Source organism: Rhizobacter sp. LjRoot28 (assembly GCF_964253025.1).
Taxonomy (GTDB): Bacteria; Pseudomonadota; Gammaproteobacteria; order Burkholderiales; family Burkholderiaceae_C; genus Rhizobacter.
Window position 1 is genome coordinate 4,592,999 of sequence record NZ_CAXUQC020000001.1, and the last position, 19,728, is coordinate 4,612,726.

At 70.8% G+C, this 19,728-nt stretch carries 14 protein-coding genes; 10 read left to right on the plus strand and 4 right to left on the minus strand.

The features are described from left to right. Window positions 1–485: 485 nt before the first annotated feature. Both ACSQ2F_RS21085 and ACSQ2F_RS21090 read left to right on the plus strand, forming a co-directional pair. Entirely contained in the window at window positions 486–2,258 is a 1,773-nt protein-coding gene (locus ACSQ2F_RS21085; protein ID WP_436026198.1) for a methyl-accepting chemotaxis protein, read from the plus strand. 108 nt (window positions 2,259–2,366) lie between these two features. Continuing rightward, complete coding sequence (locus ACSQ2F_RS21090; protein WP_436026199.1) at window positions 2,367–2,765, plus strand: hypothetical protein; 399 nt, start codon at window positions 2,367–2,369, stop codon at window positions 2,763–2,765. On the opposite strand, the gene ACSQ2F_RS21095 is transcribed toward ACSQ2F_RS21090, so the two are convergent. Further along, window positions 2,744–3,181, minus strand: a complete 438-nt coding sequence (locus ACSQ2F_RS21095) for an excinuclease ATPase subunit (protein WP_436026200.1) — start codon at window positions 3,179–3,181, stop codon at window positions 2,744–2,746. The two genes, ACSQ2F_RS21090 and ACSQ2F_RS21095, sit on opposite strands and share 22 nt — an antisense overlap. Window positions 3,182–3,290: 109 nt before the next feature. Next, window positions 3,291–4,871: a nitric oxide reductase transcriptional regulator NorR gene (gene norR / locus ACSQ2F_RS21100; RefSeq protein WP_436026201.1), complete on the minus strand. Its 1,581-nt coding sequence runs from the start codon at window positions 4,869–4,871 to the stop codon at window positions 3,291–3,293. 99 nt (window positions 4,872–4,970) lie between these two features. On the opposite strand from norR, the gene hmpA reads away from it, so the two are divergent. From hmpA to ACSQ2F_RS21135, 7 genes are all read left to right on the plus strand, one after another. Beyond that, window positions 4,971–6,152, plus strand: coding sequence for an NO-inducible flavohemoprotein (gene hmpA / locus ACSQ2F_RS21105; RefSeq protein ID WP_436026202.1), 1,182 nt, complete (start codon window positions 4,971–4,973; stop codon window positions 6,150–6,152). Window positions 6,153–6,317: 165 nt separating this feature from the next. Next, on the plus strand, window positions 6,318–8,300 hold the full coding sequence (locus ACSQ2F_RS21110; RefSeq protein ID WP_436026203.1) for a TonB-dependent receptor plug domain-containing protein: 1,983 nt from the start codon (window positions 6,318–6,320) through the stop codon (window positions 8,298–8,300). An 11-nt stretch (window positions 8,301–8,311) separates the two neighbouring features. Further along, window positions 8,312–8,839 (plus strand): YfiR family protein, encoded by a 528-nt coding sequence (locus ACSQ2F_RS21115; protein WP_436026204.1) that lies wholly within the window; start codon window positions 8,312–8,314, stop codon window positions 8,837–8,839. Further along, complete coding sequence (locus ACSQ2F_RS21120) at window positions 8,836–11,133, plus strand: ATP-binding protein (RefSeq protein ID WP_436026205.1); 2,298 nt, start codon at window positions 8,836–8,838, stop codon at window positions 11,131–11,133. The genes ACSQ2F_RS21115 and ACSQ2F_RS21120 overlap by 4 nt, the downstream gene beginning before the upstream one ends. A 128-nt stretch (window positions 11,134–11,261) precedes the next feature. After that, complete coding sequence (locus ACSQ2F_RS21125) at window positions 11,262–11,543, plus strand: hypothetical protein (protein ID WP_436026206.1); 282 nt, start codon at window positions 11,262–11,264, stop codon at window positions 11,541–11,543. A gap of 16 nt (window positions 11,544–11,559) precedes the next feature. Further along, complete coding sequence (locus ACSQ2F_RS21130) at window positions 11,560–13,464, plus strand: DUF1631 family protein (protein ID WP_436026207.1); 1,905 nt, start codon at window positions 11,560–11,562, stop codon at window positions 13,462–13,464. Window positions 13,465–13,466: 2 nt separating this feature from the next. Then, window positions 13,467–15,905, plus strand: a complete 2,439-nt coding sequence (locus ACSQ2F_RS21135; RefSeq protein ID WP_436026208.1) for a BTAD domain-containing putative transcriptional regulator — start codon at window positions 13,467–13,469, stop codon at window positions 15,903–15,905. 65 nt (window positions 15,906–15,970) lie between these two features. Here the strand turns inward: ACSQ2F_RS21135 and ylqF are convergent, their stop codons facing one another. Both ylqF and ACSQ2F_RS21145 read right to left on the minus strand, forming a co-directional pair. Continuing rightward, the gene (gene ylqF / locus ACSQ2F_RS21140) at window positions 15,971–16,936 is read right to left on the minus strand and encodes a ribosome biogenesis GTPase YlqF (protein WP_436026209.1); all 966 of its coding nucleotides are present in this window, start codon (window positions 16,934–16,936) and stop codon (window positions 15,971–15,973) included. 91 nt (window positions 16,937–17,027) lie between these two features. After that, a complete protein-coding gene (locus ACSQ2F_RS21145; protein ID WP_436026210.1) occupies window positions 17,028–17,672 on the minus strand; it encodes a hypothetical protein in 645 nt (214 codons plus the stop codon). A gap of 250 nt (window positions 17,673–17,922) precedes the next feature. Between ACSQ2F_RS21145 and ACSQ2F_RS21150 the strand changes: the two genes are divergently transcribed. After that, window positions 17,923–19,713 carry an ABC transporter ATP-binding protein/permease gene (locus ACSQ2F_RS21150; RefSeq protein ID WP_436026211.1) on the plus strand — a complete coding sequence of 597 codons (1,791 nt, stop codon included), beginning with the start codon at window positions 17,923–17,925 and terminating at the stop codon, window positions 19,711–19,713. The last annotated feature ends 15 nt before the right edge of the window (window positions 19,714–19,728 follow it).

Consider the following 19,728-nt stretch of genomic DNA (forward strand, 5'->3'; position numbering starts at 1 on the left):
CCGCGGTTCATGAACGACTGCACGGACTGACGCTGGAACAGGGGAAAGCCGCCAGCAACCGTGCCATGGACATGAGCGTACCCGCAACACACCCCGATCACCGTCGCCTCCGGCGCGGCGAATACCTGGGTCGGCGGTACTCGGGCGGCGGCTGTGGCAGCGGGTCCGAGGATGACCGGGTCGAGGGTCCCGGAGCTTCGTTCGCTCCTCGGCCCGTCGCGAATGAATTGCCGGTCAGGGGTTGCAGGGCATGGCCCTTTGCACGGCGCCGCCCCTCGGCCGTGTGGGGAACGCGTGCGAATTTCACGCTTGATCGGGTAATTACGCGACTAAACGATACGGTATTCCCGTTAATTCGGGCACGCCAAAAAGAGACCAATCAGTCATATCATTTGCAAGTCGGCTGGATCTGATAACGGTCCGCCACGTGTGTTCACCGCCGTCCGCTTGTGACGGCGTCCAAGCCTCCCCTTGAAGAGACCCGCATGTCCAAGCTCACCGTTCGCGCCCGCCTGCTTCTCGCCTTCGGTATCCTGGCGGCGCTCGTTCTCATGGTGTCCGCCATTGCGGGCGCTTCCCTGTCGGCCAGCCAGTCCCGGTTTGCCAACTACCTGGAGCGCGATGCCAAGCGCGCGCAGCTGGCCAAGGACATGCTCGACGGCGCCAACGCCCGCGCAGTGGCTGCGCGCAACCTGGTGCTGATGACCAGCGACTCCGACCGCAAGGCGGCCAGCGAGGCGGTGCGCCGTGCGCACGGCGCGGTGAATGCCGCGCTCGCTGCACTTGCCGGCGGTCCCGCGGACGCGGTAGGCGCCGATGAACGCGGCTTGCTGGAGGCGGTGCGGTCGGTCGAGGCCCGGTATGGGCCGGTGGCCCTGGAGATCGTGCGCCTCGCCGAGGCGGGCGAGCGCGACGCGGCCGTGGCCAAGATGAATGCGGAATGCAACCCGCTGCTCTCGAGTCTGCTCGACCGGACGGCCGCCTACATCGCTCACCTGGATGATGCGGCCCGTGCCCGCGTGGTGGAGGGCCAGCACGCCTATGACACCAGCAGCCGCCTGCTCGCCGCCGCGGCCCTGATCGCCGTGGGACTGGCCATCGGCCTCGGCATCTACATCACCCGTGGACTCGTTCAGGCGCTGGGCGCCGAGCCGGCGCGGCTGGGTGCCATTGCCAGCCGCGTGGCCGCCGGAGACCTGTCCGAAGAGGGCCTGGAGCGAGGCGCTGCAGCGGGCAGCGTGCTGGCCTCGCTGGCCGAGATGCAGGCGCGGCTGGCCGGCGTGCTCGGCCAGGTGCGCAGCGCCTCGGACTCGATCGCCACCGCCTCGGCCGAGATCGCCAGCGGCACGGCCGACCTGTCGCAGCGCACCGAGGAGCAGGCGTCCAACCTGCAGCAGACGGCGGCCTCCATGCAGCAGATGAACACGGGGGTGGCCAACAATGCCGAGTCCTCGCGTCAGGCGTCCGAGCTGGCAGCGGCAGCAAGTGCGGCGGCCCGCCAGGGCGGAGAGGTGGTCGGTCGCGTGGTCGACACGATGGGCGCCATCACCGGCAGCTCACGCCGCATCGGCGAGATCATCGGCGTGATCGATGGCATCGCGTTCCAGACGAACATCCTCGCCCTCAACGCGGCGGTGGAGGCCGCGCGTGCCGGCGAGCAGGGTCGCGGCTTTGCCGTCGTCGCCAGCGAGGTGCGCACCCTGGCCCAGCGCAGTGCCGAGGCTGCCAAGGAAATCAAGACCTTGATCAGCCACAGCGTCGAGCAGGTCGAGTCCGGCGCCAAGCTGGTCGAGACCGCCGGCGCCGCCATGACCGACATCGTCACCCGCGTGCAAGGTGTGGCCGACATGGTCGGCGAGATCACGTCCGCCACCGTGGAGCAACGCGAAGCCGCAAGCCAGGTGCACAACGCCATCACCCAACTCGACGACGTGACGCAGCAGAATGCCGCGCTCGTGGAAGAGAGCGCCGCGGCGACCGAGAGCCTGCGCGGCCAGGCGACGACCCTCGCCTCGGTGGTGCTGGCGTTCAAGCTGCCGCGTGCGGTGGCGGGGTCGCGCGGCCTGGCGGTCGAGACGCCCGCCTCGGCCCACCGTGCAGCGCCCCGTGCGGCCGAGCCCACGCTCCGGAAACCGGCCGCCCGCGCCCCCGCAGCGGCACCTGTGCTCCGCGCGGTCACGGCAGCGCGCACCGCCAGTCGACCGGCCGTGCTGGCGTTGTCCGCTGGCGCAGCCTCCACGGAGTGGGAGAGCTTCTGACGAATAGGGCCTGCATTGCGCGTCGCCGCAGTTGTGGACGCCCTACGCATTTGCAATGCTCGAGAACATGCCTGTCCATGCCCTGGAGAGCGAGGGACTGGAGGGCGCTTGCCAGGCAAGCGCTTCACCATCGCGACCTTGGCGGGCCTGCTGCGGCTGGTGGCCTGCCGCTCGCGGGCTGTCTGGATCGACACGGTCCAGGGTGGCGACAGCGAGATGCCGCCCGCCATTGAAACGTCCGGACGCGGGACGGCGCCGCAAGCGGCTGCCGACGACCTCGGCGCGGCGGCAGGTCTGTTGTTCGACGAGCAGCGGGATGACGTCAGCGGTGTCTTCGCCGCATCGACTGTGAACGTCGCCTGCGCCTCACCTGCTGCCAGCGCGGGATCGGGCAGGTGCGCGCATCGGTGCCGGCGCGGCCGGGCGCGTTCATCACGGTCGCGCGCAAGCAGACCGGACGGGCGCCTGCGCGCCCGCCGTGCGGATCAGTTGGCGATCTTGGCGTAGGTGCCCTTGAGCGTCACGCCGACCACGATGTTGCCGGCATGGCACTCGTACTCGGTCGCGCTGCTGAAGGCATCGTTCTTGTAGTAGCTGACGATGTCGACCACGGCGTTCGCGCCTTGCGCCTTCGCGCGGTCCTGCAACGCGATCAGCGCCGACAGCGCGGCCCAGCGGCAGGCGACGTCGTCGTCCTTGCCGAACCCGTTGGTCTTCTTGCTGGTCTTGTCGCCGCCCTTCTTCTCGAGCACCTTGGGCGTCTTCTGCCCGGCCAGGAAGAACCGCACCGAGCCGTCGAGCTTTTCCTTGGCTTCGGGCATCTGCAACACGTCCTCGAAGGGCAGCTTGAGTTCGGTATCCCGAGCGTGCGCGGGGACGACGACGGCGCAGGCGAGCAGGGCCAGGGCGAGGGCTTTTTTCACGGATCGATCTCCAGGGATGAAAGTCAGGACGCGACGGGAAGGCCCGCCAGCGCCGGGAGTCTAGCGCTGCCCACGAGGCGCCTCGTGTGAACTTTCCCTGCGTTTCGCGTCAAGACAACGCAACCCCCAGGCGCCGGGCAAGGCGGGCGAGGTTAGCGCGGTCCATGCCGAGGTCGCGAGCAGCCGCAGCACGGTTGCCGCGGTGGCGTGCCAGGCTCTGCTCGATGTGCCGACGCTGGAAGCTGTCGGTGGCCGCGCGCAGGGTGTCCGTGGTGGCTGGCGTCTCGGCCGGCTCGACGGCCGCGACCAGCGGGCGCGCCGCACCGCCGAGGTCGAAATCGGCGGCCGTCAGGGTGAGGATGCGCGGCCGCTGCGGCTGCCGGCCGAGCGCACGCAAGGCCGTCCGCGCGATGGTGTGCTCGAGTTCCCGGACGTTGCCGGGCCAGTCATGGCTCAGCAGCACGGCCTGGGCGTCGGGCGCCAGTCGCAGGCCACCGAGGCCGAGCCGGGCGCGGTTCTCCTCCAGGAAACTGCCGCTGATGACCAGCACGTCCCGACCGCGCTCGCGCAGTGGCGGCACTCGCAGCGGGTAGACGCTCAGGCGGTGGTACAGGTCGGCGCGGAAGCGACCGGCGCGGACTTCCTCGGCCAGGTCGCGGTTGGTGGCCGCGATGAGCCGCACGTCCACACGAGGTTCGCGGTCCGCGCCGAGCCGCTGCAGTTGCCCGCTCTGCAGGACCCGCAGCAGCTTGGCCTGCGCCGCCAGTGGCAGTTCGCCCACCTCGTCGAGGAAGAGCGTCCCGCCGTCGGCCAGCTCGAACTTGCCGCGGCGGTCCGCCACGGCGCCGGTGAACGCGCCTCGAACGTGGCCGAAGAGTTCGCTCTCGACCAGGTTGTCCGGCAGCGCGGCGCAGTTCAGGCTGATGAGCGGGCGGCCGGCGCGCGCCGAGGTGGCATGGATGGCCCGGGCCACCAGGTCCTTGCCGACACCGGTCTCCCCGCCGAGGAGCACCGTGAGTTCGCTCGCCGCGAGCAGCGTGATCTCGCGCTGCAGCACCCGGAAGGCTGTGCTGTGGCCGAGCAGCGGGCGCGGGCCGGTGGCCGTGGCGGCGCGGAATCCCTCGGCTCGCAACGCGAGCCGGTCGATGTGTTCCGCCACACGGACGGTGGCTTCGGCGAGGCCGGCGAAGGCCTGCAGCGTCGGCACGTCGGCCGGCCCGAAACGGGTCGGGTCGAGGGCATCCACGGTGAGCACCCCCCACGGACGCTCGCCCACCTGCAGCGCGCAGCCCATGCAATCGTGCACCTCGAGGCCGCCGCTGCCGACGGCCTCCACCAGACCGTCGTAGGGATCAGGCAGTGGCGAGTCGGGCGGGAAACGCAGCGGGCCGGCCGCCTGCAGGATGGCCTTCAGCCGTGGATGTGAATCCGCGCGGAAGCGGCGACCGAGCGTGTCGGGGCTCAGCCCGTCCACCGCGAGCGGCACCAGGCTATCGCCATCGAGCTTGAGCAGGGCGACGGCGTCGCAGGGCAGGAGCACCCGCAACGTTTGCAACAGCCGGCGATAGCGCTCGCGCTCGGGCAGGTCGCGGGCCAGGTCGGCGACCAGCGGGACCAGCGCATCGAGCAGGGGTGGAGAAGTCGGATTCACCTCTTGGAAGTCATATTGACTGCGTGACAAAGTAGTCATTCTGACATTGATCTGCGTCAAGTCGTTGATTCTCCATGGGCGAAGCCCTGGCATGCACAGTGCAAAGCGAGTGCTCCCCAACTCGAAGGAGACGCCCTGATGCTCACCCCCGCCCAACGCGACATCGTGAAGGCCACCGTGCCCCTGCTGGAGACCGGCGGCGAGGCGCTGACCTCGCACTTCTACCGTTTGCTCCTGTCGGAGCACCCGGAACTCCGACCGATGTTCAACCAGGCCCACCAGGCGAGTGGCGAACAGTCGCGCGCGCTCGCCAACGGCGTGCTCGCCTATGCGCGGCACATCGACCGGCTGGAGGCGCTCGGCCCGCTGGCCGGGCAGATCGTCACCAAGCACGTCGGCCTGCAAGTGCAGCCGGAGCACTACCCGTTGGTGGGCCAGTGCCTGCTGCGTGCCATCCGTGAGGTGCTGGGCAGCGAGATCGCTACCGACGCCGTCATCGAGGCCTGGGCCGCCGCCTACGGCCAACTGGCCGACCTGTTGATCGGCGCCGAACGAGCCGTCTACGGGGCGAACGCCGCCGCACCGGGCGGCTGGGCGGGCGCCCGCGAGTTCCGCGTCAGCGCCAAGCGCCGCGAAAGCGAGGAGATCACCTCCTTCGTGCTGACGCCTGCCGACGGCGGCGCGGTGATGGACTTCAAGCCCGGCCAGTACATCGGCCTCAAGCTCGTCATCGATGGCGAGGAAGTGCGTCGCAACTATTCCCTGTCGGCCGCACCGAACGGCCGCAGCTACCGCATCAGCGTGAAGCGCGAGGCCGGCGGGCGGGTGTCGGGCTTCCTGCACGACCGGGTCGACGTGGGCGACGCACTGGCCCTGTTCCCGCCGGCCGGCGGATTCACCCTGCCCGAGGGCGAGCGCCCGCTGGTGCTGATCAGCGGGGGCGTGGGCATTACGCCGATGGTCGCCATGCTCGAGGCGGCGCTGCCCACCGGGCGGCCGGTGCACTTCATCCATTGCGCCCGGCACGCCGGGGTGCACGCCTTCCGCGACTGGCTCGACGGCCTGGCGGCGCGCCACCCGCAACTCACGCGGCGCTACTGCTATGACGAGCACGCCGCGCCGGCCCCGGCCCCGGATGCGGTGGGCATGCTGACGGGCGAGCAGCTCGCCGCCTGGCTGCCCGAATCGCGCGACGTGGACGCGCTGTTCGTCGGCCCCAAGGGCTTCATGCGGGCGATGCGCCAGCTGCTCGTGCAAGCGGGCGTGCCGGAAAAGCAATGTCGATGGGAGTTCTTCGGTCCGGCCTCCGCGTTGGCCTGACCGGCCAGCGGGCCGCGCTTTCGGTGAACGAAGTCACGGCCGCGACTTCACGTTTTCCCCGGGGGCGCCGATAGAGAGAGCAGTGCACGACCACGCGTCGTGAATCCCTGCCTCTCCACCCGATCGACCTGCCGTCCGGCTCCCCGGACGACAGGGGGTATCCGAATGACCGCTCGCGTTCCATTCCGCTGTGTCTCCCTGGCCGTCCTCGCGCTCGTGTGCGGACTCACGCAGCCGCGCGTCGCGCGTGCGGCCGAGCCGGGCATCGACGAGCTGGAGGACCTGCTTGCCGCGCCCGTGTACGCCGCGTCGAAGTACAGCCAGAAGGCCGCCCAGGCGCCGGCCTCGGTGACGGTGCTGACCGCCGGCGACATCCGGACCTTCGGCTGGCGCACGCTGGCCGAGGTGCTGAATGCCGTGCGCGGCGTCCATGTGCGCCGCGACCAGGCCTACGACTACCTCGGCGTGCGCGGCTTCAGCCGGCCGGGCGACTACAGCTCGCGCGTGCTGCTGCTCATCGACGGCGTGCGCGCCAACGAGAACTTCTACGACTCGGCCCTCGTCGGGCGCGAGTTCCCGCTCGACATCGGCCTGATCGAGCGCGTCGAGTTCATTGCCGGTCCCGGTTCGGCCCTGTACGGCTCGAACGCCGTGTATGGCGTGGTCAATGTCATCACGCGCAGCGCGGCCAACCTTCGCGGCAACGAGCTGTCGCTCAAGGGCGGCTCGGCGCGGGACCGCAAGCTGAGCGCCACCGTGGGCCGCGACTTCGGCAACGGCACCCTGCTCGTCGGCGTCAGTGGCGAGCGGCGTCCGGGCCAGGCCTACCACTACCCCGCCCACGTCAGTCCCGATCATCCCGCCGGGCGGGTCGATGGCCTCGACGCCGAAGACGATCGCAAGGCCTACGCCCGCCTGACGTCCGGCGAATGGGTGCTCTCCGCACTGGCGTCCGACCGTTCCAAGCAGGTGCCCAACGCGCCCTACGGCATGGTCTTCGCCGACCCGGCCGCCGAGTTCCGCGACCGCTTCGCCTCGACCGACCTGACCTGGCAGCGCGACAGCGGCGCCGAGCGCTCGGCCTACCTGCACGTGGGCGTCGGGGCCTACGAATACACCGACCTTGGCCGCTACGAACCGGATGGCGAGCTCCAGCGCTACCGCGACCAGGGCCGCTGGCTGGGCGCCGAAGCGCGCTGGACGCGCGGGGCGTGGGAGACGCACCGCTTCGTCTACGGCGTCGAATACCAGCGCAACTTCCGGCAGCGGACCGACGTCGTCGCGGTCGAGCCCGCCGATGGGGTGGTGCTCGACACGAACGCGACCAGCGATCGGCTGGGCCTCTTCATCAACGACGAGATCGCGCTGCGCCCGGACGTGACGCTGGGCCTCGGCGCCCGCTTCGACAAGTCGACGCGGCGCAACGGTCGCCTCACCCCGCGCGGCTCGCTGCTGTGGACGCCGCTGGACGGTCTTACCCTCAAGATGCTGTCGGGCGCGGCCTTTCGCGATCCCAACGCGTACGAGCTGCAGCCTGGCATTCCGGGCAGCACGCTGGACCCGAGCCTGACGCGCGAGCGCCTGCATGCCAACGAGCTGGCGGCCGATTGGCGCGCCTCGCAGCAGCTGCGGCTCGCTGCATCGCTGTTCCAGACGCGCATCCGCGGGTTGATCGAACAGGTGGTGGATGAACCCACCGGCCTGCTGGTTTACCGCAACACCGGCAGCGCGCGCGCGACGGGCCTCGAACTCGAGGCCGAGTACATCGGCGGACACGGACAACGCGTCCGCAGCAGCTGGACGCAACAGCAGGTGCGACTGTCGGATGGACGGGTGGTAAGCAACGCGCCGGCGGCGCTCTTCAAGCTGCATGCCAGCACACCGGTGGCAAGCTCAGCCACGCGGCTCGGCGTGGAACTGCTCGGCATGAGCGGACGCCGGACGTTGTCGGGCGCGCGCCTCGCATCCGAGCTGGTCACCAACGTCACCGTTCAGCACGACCCGGCCGACAAGCCGTGGGCACTGTTCCTGAGCGTCTACAACATCGCGGACGTGGCCCGCCAGGACCCGGCCGGGCCCGAACACGTGTCCGACAGCTTGCCGCGCGAAGGGCGATCGGCCGTGCTCGGCATGTCGGTTCGCTTTTGAGTTTGAACGCGATGCGCGCGATCGTGGGCCTCTTCGCCGTGCTGACCTGTGCAGGGCTGCGGGCGCAACCCGTTCTGCCGGCCACCACCCAGGGCGATCTGGCGGTGAAGGTGCGGCTGACACTCAGCCTCGCCCGCTTCACCCAATGGCCGATAGAGCCTTCGACCAGCGACCCGGTGCGGCTGTGCGTGCTGCACAAGGCACCTGAAGTGCTGGAGGCCTTCCGCGCACAGCAGGCCCAATCCCTCAATGGCCGGCGGCTGCTCGTGAGCGACGCTGCCGGACCCGACGGCGCAGCCTGCCAGGTGCTGTTCGTTCATGCGTCGGGCCGCCCGGTGCCGGCCTGGTTCGAGCAGACCGTGCGGCAATCCACCCTGACCGTGGGCGACGCCGACGGCTTCCTCGCTTCAGGTGGCATGGTGGAACTCGTGGCAGTGAACGATGCCATCCGGTTCGACGTCAACCTGGCCGCGCTGCGGGCTGCGCGGCTCACGTTGTCGAGCCAGGTGCTGCGCCTGGCCAGGCGGGTGCGCGAATGAACAGCGGCTTTCACGAGACCGGCGCGGCGCGCGACGCCTATGCGTTCCAGCACCGGCCGCTGCGCTTCAAGCTGGCGGCGCTGCTCGGTGTGTGCGCCGCGCTGACCGCGGCCTTCGTCAGCGTGACGATGTTCGCCTTCACGTGGTGGTCGCTCGACCAGGACGCTCGCCAGGACGCCACCGAGATCGCCCAGTCGCTGGCCTACTCGCTCAGTGCGCCGCTCGCCTTCGAGGACGTGGCGGGTCTCAACGACGCGCTCTCCGTGCTGCGCACGCGCCCCCAGGTGAAGGGTGCCTGGGTGCACGACCGACATGGCGTGCCGCAGGTCATCTGGGGCGATGTGGCGGCCGCGCCTCCGCCCGGGCCGCTTCGCGGTGGCCTGCTGAGCGGCCATGTCACCTACAGCGAAACGATCACCGCCACCGGCGGGGCGGACCGCATCGGTCTGGTCACGGTCCATGTCGGCCTCGGCGAAGAGCGCCGGTTGCTGGCATGGCAGGCGGTGGCGGCCGTGTCCGCCGCGCTGCTGGGCCTGGCCTTGTCGCTGGGCGTGTCGCGCCGTCTGTCGGAGCGGATCAGCCGCCCCATCCTCGAACTGGCCGAGACCGCATCGGCCATTGCCTCGGGACGCACCTACGACCAGCGGCTGCAGGCGGTCGGACGTGACGAGGTGGGCCAGGCCGTGAGCGCCTTCAACACCATGATCAGCGAGGTGCAGCGGCGCGGCGAGGCGCTGGCCGAGATGAACCGCGCGCTCGAGCAGCAGGTGCAGGCACGCACCCTGTCCATGCAGCGCGCCGAGGCCGCCTCCATCGCCAAGACCCGTTTCCTGTCGAACATGAGCCACGAGCTGCGCAGCCCGCTGAACGGTGTCATCGGCGCGGCCCAGTTGCTGCAGGCCGAAGGCACCCTGGACGACCGCCGCAGCGAGCTGGTGGACATCATCCGCACCAGCGGCTCCAACCTGCTGGGCCTCATCGACAGCATCCTCGACCTGGCGCGCATCGAGTCGGGCGAGATGGCGCTCGACCACCAACCCTTCGACCTGATCGACTGCCTCGAGGCGGCCATGGCCACGTCCGCCGTGCCGGCGCGGGCCAAGGGACTGCAGCTCGCGGTGGTGGTGTCGCCGGGCGTGCCGGCACAGCGCCGTGGCGACGCCCTGCGGCTGCGGCAGGTGCTGCTGAACCTCATCGGCAACGCCGTCAAGTTCACCCTGCAGGGCGAGGTGGTGGTGCGCGTCAAGCCCGGCCGCGGGGAGGATGACCTCATGATCCAGGTCTCCGACACCGGCATCGGGATGGAGCAGACGGGTGTCGATGCGATCTTCGAGCCCTTCCGCCAGGCCGACGAATCCACCACTCGCCGCTTCGGTGGCACGGGCCTGGGCCTGGCCATCAGCCGGCAGATCGTCGAGCTGATGGGTGGCGAGATTGCGGTCACGAGCGCCCCGGGCGTGGGCTCGTGCTTCACCGTGACGCTGAAGCTGCCGGTGGTGAACGACCCTGCCGCGCCGGCGCCCAGCCACCGGGCCACCGTGGCCTTCATCGAGCCGCACGAGGCGAGCGCCGACGCCCTCCAGGCCCTGCTCGAACGGCTGGGCTACCCGACACGACGCTGCCTCGGCGCCGCCGAGGTGCATGCATTCATCGAGCAGGAGGAGGGCTGGCTGCTGGTCGCGGCCGACGTCCCGGGTGCCGCGGACCTGGTGGCCGCGGCTGAAGCCCGCCTCGGGGTGGGCCGCGTGATCGCGATGACCGGCCTCGAAGGCGGACGGCATGTGCGCCACTGGCACAGCAGCCTTACCAAGCCGCTGGTGCGGGCCTCGCTCGCTGCACGCTTGAACGCGCGTTCGACCCAGCCGCCCGCCGTGGCGCCGCGGCCGGCGCCGGTGGCGGGCGTGAGCCGGGTCCTGGTCGTCGAGGACGATCCGGTGAACCAGGCCATCGTCGGCTCGATGCTCACCAACGCCGGCTTCGACGTGCAACTGGCGAACGATGGCGCGGACGCGCTCGATCACTTTGCCGCCGAGCGGTTCGACCTCGTGCTGATGGATTGGCAGATGCCTGACATGGACGGCCTGGAGGTCACCCGACGCCTGCGCGCCGGGGAGGGTGGTCCGCACGGCAGCCAGGTGCCCATCCTCGCCTTGACCGCCAACGCCTTCGCCGAGGACCGTGCCGCCTGCATGGCCGCCGGCATGAACGATTTCCTCACCAAACCCATCCTGGCCTCCGACCTGGTGGGTGCGGCGCTGCGCTGGACGCGCGGGGCGCAGCGGCCGCCGGCCTGAGGACCGGCATGCACGGGCCAGGGCGCGGCGCCGCCCGCACGGCGCGACTTGACGGGGCCGGCACGCCTGAAACGGCTGGGAAACGCCCTTGCGGCACCATGCGTCGACCCGCTCAACCGCCCGTCGACATGACCCTCGCCGCTCGCCTCGCTTCCGCTGCCCACGTCCGTGCCCGACTGGAGCCGCTGCGCGAGCATGTCGACGTGGAGCTGCTCGCCCGCCACGCCGACTACGCCCGCGAGGTGCGCACCTTGTGCCGATCGGTCGGCGGGCTCGACGACTGCATCCGCCTGCTCGATGCGTTGATGGACGCGATGTCGCGCTCGACCCGTCCGCGCGGGCCGGCCGGCATCCGGCCCGAGGATCTGCACCCGGCCTTCGCCGATACACTGGCCGACCCGCTCGCCTAGGCGGGCGGGTGCACGAATGGAAGACGGAACGACACTGAGGGCCTGGTTCGACGCCTGCCGCCCCGATCTGGAGGCGGCGGCTGACCGCTGGCGCCAGGCCACCAGTGCCGCGCTCGATGCGGCGCAGACCGCCGCCGACAGCATGCGCTTCGCGAGCCGCCTCTATCACGCGCAGCGGGCGCTCGACCGCATGCACCCGTTCCTGCCGCGCCGCTTCGTCGAACTGCTCGAAGCCACCATGGCCGAGCGCAGCTCGGGCACGGCCGCGACATTGCGCTCGGCCACCTTGCCCGACGAGATGTCGCTGGTGGATGACGACGTCGTCAACGAGAGCATCGAGGTCTCGCGCATCGCGGCGCGCGTGCTGGCCGACGCCGAGTGGGAGATCCGCGAGGCGGAGCAGGCCCTGTCACCGCGCCTGGGCCGTGCGCTGGGCGGCGACCGCAGCAGCCCGCTGCATCCCGAGGCGTTTGCACGCACCGTGTGGCGCCTGTCGGAGGTGATGGCCCTCAATGCCGAGGAGCGCGCCGCCTGCCTGCGGGTGGCGCCGGGCGCCATCACCGACTTCGCACGGGCCACCTACGCCAGCGTGGTGGGGTGGTGCGGCCGGGCCGATGCCGCCGCAGGCTTCGTCATCGTGCGGGGCGAGGCCTCGGGGGCCGTGCCCATGCCGGTGGACGTCTCGCTCGATGGCGTGGCGGTGGACGGGCGCCTCGCCTTGCTCGATGCGAGCGCCAGCGTGGCCGAGTCGGCCTCGGCGGCGCCGCCCGTGCTGGAGGCGCGCGACCGCGTCTTCCATGGCGTCATCACGAACATCGATGCCATCCTGTCGGACTTTCGCCTCACGCCGGAATTGCGCCGCGTGCTCAGTGGCCTGCTGATGGCCTTGATGCGCTTCGCGCTCGGCTCGCCCGAGACCCTCTATGCGCCGGGTCACCGCCTGTGGGCCGTGCCGCGCAAGCTCGAGGGCTACGCCCTTGGCCACTGCCTGCGCGACCGCGTGGCCCACGACGACTTCATCCTGTTCGGCGACAACACCATCCAGGCCCTGATGATGATCGACGTGAAGTCGCTGTCTGCCGTCGATCGCCACCTCGATGCCATGGAGAGCTTCGTGCAGGCGCGGCCGAACCAGCTCGTCGAGCACGAGAAGGACGCCATGCAGCACTTCGCCCGCCTGGAGGATCGCCGGCGCAAGGTGCTGGGCGTGGCGATCAACCGCCATCGCGAGCGGATCAGCGCGGCGATCGGGGCGACCGAGATGCCGTTCCGGCTGCGCCAGTTCATGCTCGCCGACTGGGCCGAGGTGCTGGCGCGCACGGAGCTCTCCGAAGGTCTCGAGTCGGGCGAGTACGCCGAGTACTGGCGGGCGGCCCAGCGGGTCATCGCGCAGATGCGCACCCGCGAAACGGGCGAGCGGTCGGCGGAACTGATCGAGGACATCGAAGCGCTGCTCGAGGTGCTGGACCGCGGCATGGCGGTCATCTCCGTGCCGAGCGTCGAGAAGCACGAGCTCGCCTCGGCGCTGCTGCGGCCGGAGGCGCGTGCCCGCCAGGAGTGGGTGGACAGCGACTTCGTCGCCGCGCCGGCCGTGGCGCTCGACCGCCCGGGGACAGCGCCCAGGCGGGTGTTCTGGGGTGCGCGGGACGACGCCACCGGTTGGCCGCAGGGCGGCCCCTCCACATCCGGCCTCACCTCCGCCGTACCGGCGGGTGACGCCGAGCACTGGATCAACACCTTGCGCATCGGCTCGGTCATCGAGCTCTTCCTGCTCGGCACCTGGTTCGATGCGCGCCTGGTCTCGATCAGCGCCGCCGGCAACCTCTACATGTTCGAGGATGAGATGGGCGGTGGCTCGCACCCGCTGACCCGACGCGCCCTGCTGCGCCTCGTTCGCGAAGGCCTGGCGGGGCCGCTGTGAGCGTGTCGCCTGAGCTTCATGCAGCGCCCGGCGCATCGGCGTCCGGTGGCAGCGCCGACGAAGTCGCGTTGCTGCACGTCAACGTGCTGGGGGTGCCGACGTGGACCACTTCCGCTGGCCTGTCGCCGATGCTGGATTCCCGCGCGGCCGTCCTCGTCGCGATGGCGGCGCTCGACGGGCCGGTATCACGCAACCATGCGGCGGAACTCTTCTGGCCCGATTCGCAGGGCAACGCCCGCACGAACCTTCGCGTCCTGCTGCATCGCCTGCAGCAAGCGGCCGGCGCGCGCCTCTTCGCGACGGGAGACCGGCTGGCCTTGTTGCCGCACGTGCGCGTGGATGTCGCCGCCGAGGACGACACGCTCGTCGAGCGCTGCCTGCAACGGGGTGCCTCCAACCTGCGGCTGCTGCATGGCGTGGAGCTTCCCGGCCTGCCGGATGCAGGCAACTGGCTGGCCGCCGCGCGCCGGCAGGTGGAGCAGCGCATCACCCGCATCCTCGTGGGCTGGCTCGACAAGCGGTCCGCGGCCGAGGACCTGGGGCGTGCCACCGGGGTGGCCGAGGCGCTCATCGCGCTCAATCCGCTCAGCGAAACGGGTTACCGTGCGCTGATGCGCGTGCGGGTCGATGCGGGCGACCGGGCCGGGGCGCTCACGGTCTTCGAACGCTGCCGGCAGGAGCTCGACGAGCACCTGGGCACGCGCCCGGACCGCCAGACGACGGCCCTGCACCGCGAGATCCTGCGTCGACGTGACGATGACGGCGCAGCGGCGCAAGCGCTGCCACTGCGTCCCTTGTTGCAGCGCGAGGCCGAGCTCGCCGACATCGCCGCCGCCCTGGCCGCCCGGCGGGTGGTGATCGTCGAGGGACCCGGCGGCAGCGGCAAGAGCACCATGCTGGCCCACCTCGCCCGCGAACGCGGCGACCTGTGCTGGTCCGCCGATGCGGCCGACGGCCAGGCGCCCCTGGCGGGCCTGCTGCGGCTCACCCAGCACATCGCGAAGCTGGCCCTGCGGAGCGGTGCTGCCATGGGCGTCACCGACGCAGTCGAGCGGCTTCGGCGGCTGCAGGCACTCGAACCCTCGGGGGTTCCGGCGGCCAGCCTGCCCCGCCTGGCGCGCGACGCAGTCACCTTCGTCGTCGCCATGCAGCAGGCGGGACACGGGGCGCTGGTCATCGACGACATCCACCTGTTCGACGACACCAGCGTCGACGTGATGGCGCAGGTGCTGGTCACCAGCGACGAGCTGATGCCCTCGTTCGGGTTCGTGCTGGCGTACCGGCCGGTGCGGGCCCGCCGCCGCGTGCGGGCGCTGTGCGAGAAGCTCACCATGGCCGGGCGGCTCAAGCTGGTGCACCCCACCGGCCTCAAGCGCGAGGCGGTGCTGCAGCTCATGCCGCCCGCCCCGGGCAGCGAGGCCGAGCGCCTGGCTACCGCCGACCGGCTCGTCGCCATCAGCGGCGGAACCCCCGGGGTGCTGGCCGAACTCGTCAATGCGGGCGAAGGCGCCGAGGTGATGGACGACGCCCTTCCGCAGCCGATCCGCACCTTGCTGCTCGAACGCCTGCGCGCCTGCAGTTCCACCGCCGAAGGCGTGGCGCAACTGGCGAGCGTTGCCGGTGCCAGCTTCAGTGTGGCCCTGGCGGCCGACATCGCCGGCCTGTCCTCCTGGAAGGTGGCCGAGAAGTGGAACGAGCTGCTGTTGGCCGGCGTGTTCGACGCCCGCGGCTTCGCCTTTCCGCTGATGGAGGCGGCCGTTCGCGAGTCGGTGCCGGATGCCGTTCGGCAGTTCATGCACGGCGAGGTGGCCAAGGCCCTGGAGCGACAGGGTCACGCCGCCGAGCGCATCGCCCATCACTGGCGCGAGGCGGGCGACTACGCTCGGGCAACCGCCCAGGCCTGCGTGGCAGCGGCCGTGCGGCTGCAGGCGGGCGACCTGCTCGGGGCCATCGACCAGCTCGACCAGACGCTCCCCGAGGGCGAGCGATCCGAGCCGCCTGCACCGGCGCAGGTGATCGCCTTGCTGCAGCTCACGGCGCTGTGCCTCGAGGCCGGGCGGATGGAGCGCATCACGGGCCTGCTGGAGGCGGCGTCGCGTGCCCCGGCCGGCCTGATCGAGCGCGGCGTGTCAACGGCCCTCGGCGGCCGTGCCTTGCTGGCCATGGGCCAGCACGGGGCCGCGCGTGCCGCGCTTCAAAGCGCGATGCCCTTGCTGGCGGCCGACCCGAGGGCGCGGCGCGACGTGGCCCGCTGGGCCCTGCTTGCCGGGCACGGGGCAGGAGATGCGGCCGACGATGCCCTGGTCACCCTGGCGTGCGGCGATCTCGGCGGTATGAGCATCAACGAATGGCGTGCCGAGGCCGCATCGGTGCAGACGCCTGCCGATGCGCGGCGTGCGGCCGAGGCGCTGCGGGCGCTGGGTTTGCTGCCCGGCCGTTGAATCGGCCAGCCGAGGCGGGAATCAGGATTGCGCGGTTCGCCGACCCGACCGCCCGGGTCAGGCGTTCAGGCGTCGCCGTCGTCGTCCGCCTCGAAGGCTTCGGCATCGGCCGGTGATCGCCGGCCGCCCTTGCGCGCCTGCTTGCTGCGCGCCCGCTCGGCGTCGCGCTCCGCGGCCGCTGCGACCCATCCCGTGAACTGCTCGGGCGTCTCGAGCGTGATGCGCCCGAGTCCGCCCTGGCGAAACTCGTGGATCAGGATTTCGGCGGCCTTCTGCAGGTTGACGCGGCCCCCGCCAAGCACGGCGCCGCGCCGGCGGCCGATGGCCTCGAGCCAGGCCTCGTCCGGCTCGGCGTGCGGGACGGTGAGCTGGAAGCGATCCTCGACACGGCCGGGGTAGTTGGCGCGCAGGTTGCGCAGCAGTTCCAGCGCCACCAGCTCCTCGTCGAGCGCGTTGCGTCCCACGGCGCCGCTGGCGGCAAGGTTGTAGCCGCTCTCGGGCACGGCGATGCGGGGCCAGAGCATGCCCGGCGTGTCGAACAGGTAGAAGTCGCTGGCCAGCGCGATGCGCTGCTCGACCTTCGTGATGCCGGGCTCGTCACCCGTCTTGGCTGCGCGCTTGCCGACGAGCGTGTTGATCAGGGTGGACTTGCCCACGTTGGGAATGCCGCAGATCAGCACCCGCAGGGGCTTGGCCATGCCGCCGCGCAGCGGTGCAAGGGCGCGGCAGGCCTCGGTGAGTCGCTGGGCCGGCGCCGCGATGCTGGCATCGAGGCCGATGGCCCGGGTGGCCGGTTGTGCGTTGTAGTGATCGAGCCAGGCGGTGGTCCGATCGGGGTCGGCCAGGTCCTGCTTGTTGAGCACCTTGAGTGCGGGCTTGCCGCGTGTGAGGTCCGCCAGCAAGGGGTTGGCGCTCGACCCCGGCAGGCGGGCGTCGAGGAGTTCGATGACCACATCGACGCCGCCCTTCACCCGTTCGACGATGGCCTTCTTCGTCGCATGCATGTGCCCGGGAAACCACTGGATCGACATCTCAGCGGGCCCCGCGGACGAGGGTGGGGCGGAAGGCGGAACGGATCGCTGGACGGAGGCGCATCCAGCGATTATCGCGTCCCGTGCCCGGTCAGAAGCGGTAGTTCACGCCGACGCTGAGCTGCGGAATGGCACGGAACTTCGCCACGCCGTCGCGCACCTCGGCCATTTCCTTGTCGATCTCGGCCTGCGCCACGGTGCTGAAGGTCGGCCCCGAGTGCGTCTCGCTGACCTTGGCCTTGCCGAACGAGGCGCCGATGTCGAAGATGAAGCCCCAGCCGCTGCTGGCCTGGTGGCCGTAGCCGAAGCCGAGGTAGGGCGTGACCTTCGGGTACTCGATCTTCACGTCGAGCCGGTCGTCGGGCGTCGCAACCACCGACACGTCGCCGATCTGGAACGTCCGGCCATCGCCGCGGGCATGCAGGTCGGCCTTGAGGCGGTTGAAGGTGACGCCACCCGTCAGGCGGAAGCCGCCGGCCACGAACCAGTCGGCGAACAGGCCGGTGCGGCTGAAGGCCGCCTGGGTGTCGTAGTCGATGCCGCCTTCGCTGCGGCGGTCGTCGTGGCTTCCGAGGGTCGCGAAGTCGCCCCGCACGGTGATGGTGGGGCTGAGGGCATGGGCGTAGCCCACCATCACGCCGGGAATGCCGACGCCCGCGTACACCTCGCCCGCCTGGGCGAGGGGCGTGCTCATCAGCAGGGCGGTGGCGGCGGCAAGGGCGAAGCGGATCGTCATCGGGAAGTCTCCATGTCGAAGTCGGGATCTGCGCGGCGGTGCCTGCGCACCACCGTCGAACCCAGGGTGTCGGCCGTTGGTGAGCATCCTGCAGCGGGTCGGGCCTCGCGGCCATCCCAAGTGTGAACTGGTGGGCACGGATCCCCGTCTGCCGGAGCCCGCGGCGGCCCGATCGGTGGCCGAACGGTCGCCGCCCGGACCCGAAGCGGGCGAGAATCACCACGCCGCTGCCGCGCTTTCCTCCCGCACGATGTCCTTCCTCTTTCCGGCCCGGGTCTCGCCGCCTCAGGTTGACGGGCCCCACAAGCGCCCACGGCAGCCAGGCCTCACCTTGGCCGCCTGGCGGCAGTTCTTCCACGTCGCCAAGCCGTACTGGACGGGCAACAAGCGGGGCCCGGCCTGGGCGCTGCTGGCCGCGCTCGTCGTGCTCATGCTGGCGGAGACGCGGCTGGCCGTGCTGCTCAACAACCACACCGGCGAGCTGATGTCGGCGCTGGCGGGCAAGGACGCCGACCGCTTCGCGGGTGCCGTGCGGGCGGTGCTGCTGGTGCTGCTCTTCGCGGTGCCGGTCTTCGCCTTCTACTACTACATGCGGGACGTGTTCTCGAACCACTGGCGGCGCTGGCTCACCGGCCGCTTCCTCGATGGCTACCTGGACGGGCGCAAGTACTACGATCTGGCGCGCAGCGATGTGGACAACCCCGACCAGCGCATCAGCGAGGACATCAACACCTTCACCGGCCGCTCCACGCACTTCCTGCTGATCTTCCTCGGGGCGCTGATCCAGCTCGTGGCGTTCAGCTCCGTGCTGTGGGCGATCTCGCGCACGCTGGTGTTCTTCCTCGCCGGCTACGCCTTCGTCGGCACGGTCGTGGCGCTCTGGCTGTTCGGAGCACCGCTCATCCGGCTCAACTTCTGGCAGGTGCGGCGCGAGGCCGACTTCCGCTTCGGGCTCATCCGCCTGCGCGAGAACGCCGAGTCGATTGCCTTCTACCGCGGCGAGGGGCAGGAGCGCGCCCGCATCGATCAGGAGTTCGATGCGGTCTACACCAACTACGCGGCCCTCATCCGCAAGCAGCTCTACCTGAACATCTTCCAGCGCGCGTTCAGCCAGCTCACGCTGGTGGTGCCGAGCGTCATCCTGGCCGGCGGCGTGCTGTCCGGCGAGATCGAGGTCGGGCGCGCGGTGCAGGCGGGCGGCGCGTTCGCCGCCGTGCTGGGTGCCGTGGCCCTCATCGTCGACAACTTCGAGAGCCTGAGCCGCTTCGTCGCCGGCATCGACCGCCTGCACACGCTGTCGCGCCACGTGCTCGAACCGGAGGCTCCGCGCACCGACGTGCCGCTGCCGCCGCGCATCGAGGTGCGCACCGGGCCGCAACTGGCGATGCAGTCGCTCACGCTCTACACGCCGCAGTTCGACCGCTTGCTGATCCGTGACCTCAGCCTCGCCCTGACGCCCGGTTCAGGCCTGCTGATCGTGGGCCCGAGCGGCTGCGGCAAGAGTTCGCTGCTGCGTGCCATCGCGGGCCTCTGGCACACCGGCACCGGCATCGTGAGCCATCCTCCGCTGGAGGACGTGCTGTTCCTGCCGCAGCGCCCCTACATGCAGGCGGGCACCCTGCGCAGCCAGCTCATCTACCCCGCGACCCGCAGCACGATGACCGACGCCGAGCTGCACGAGGTGCTCGACGCCGTGCACCTGGGCGACCTGGCCCGTCGCATCGGTGGCCTCGAGGTGGTGAACGACTGGGAGAAACTGCTGTCGGTCGGCGAGCAGCAGCGGCTCGCCTTCGCCCGCGTGCTGGTGCAGCGACCCGGTGTGGCGATCCTCGACGAGGCGACCAGCGCACTCGACAACCTCAACGAGGCGGCGTTGTACGAGCGCCTGCGCGCCAGCGGCACGACGCTCGTGAGCATTGCCCATCGCGCCGGCGTGCTGCGCTTTCACGACCAGGTGCTGGAATTCACGGGTGATGGCGACGGTGGCTGGCGACTGCACGCCGCCTGCGACTACCGGTTTGACGGGCTGCCCGCCCACTGAGCGGGCAGCCGCGGG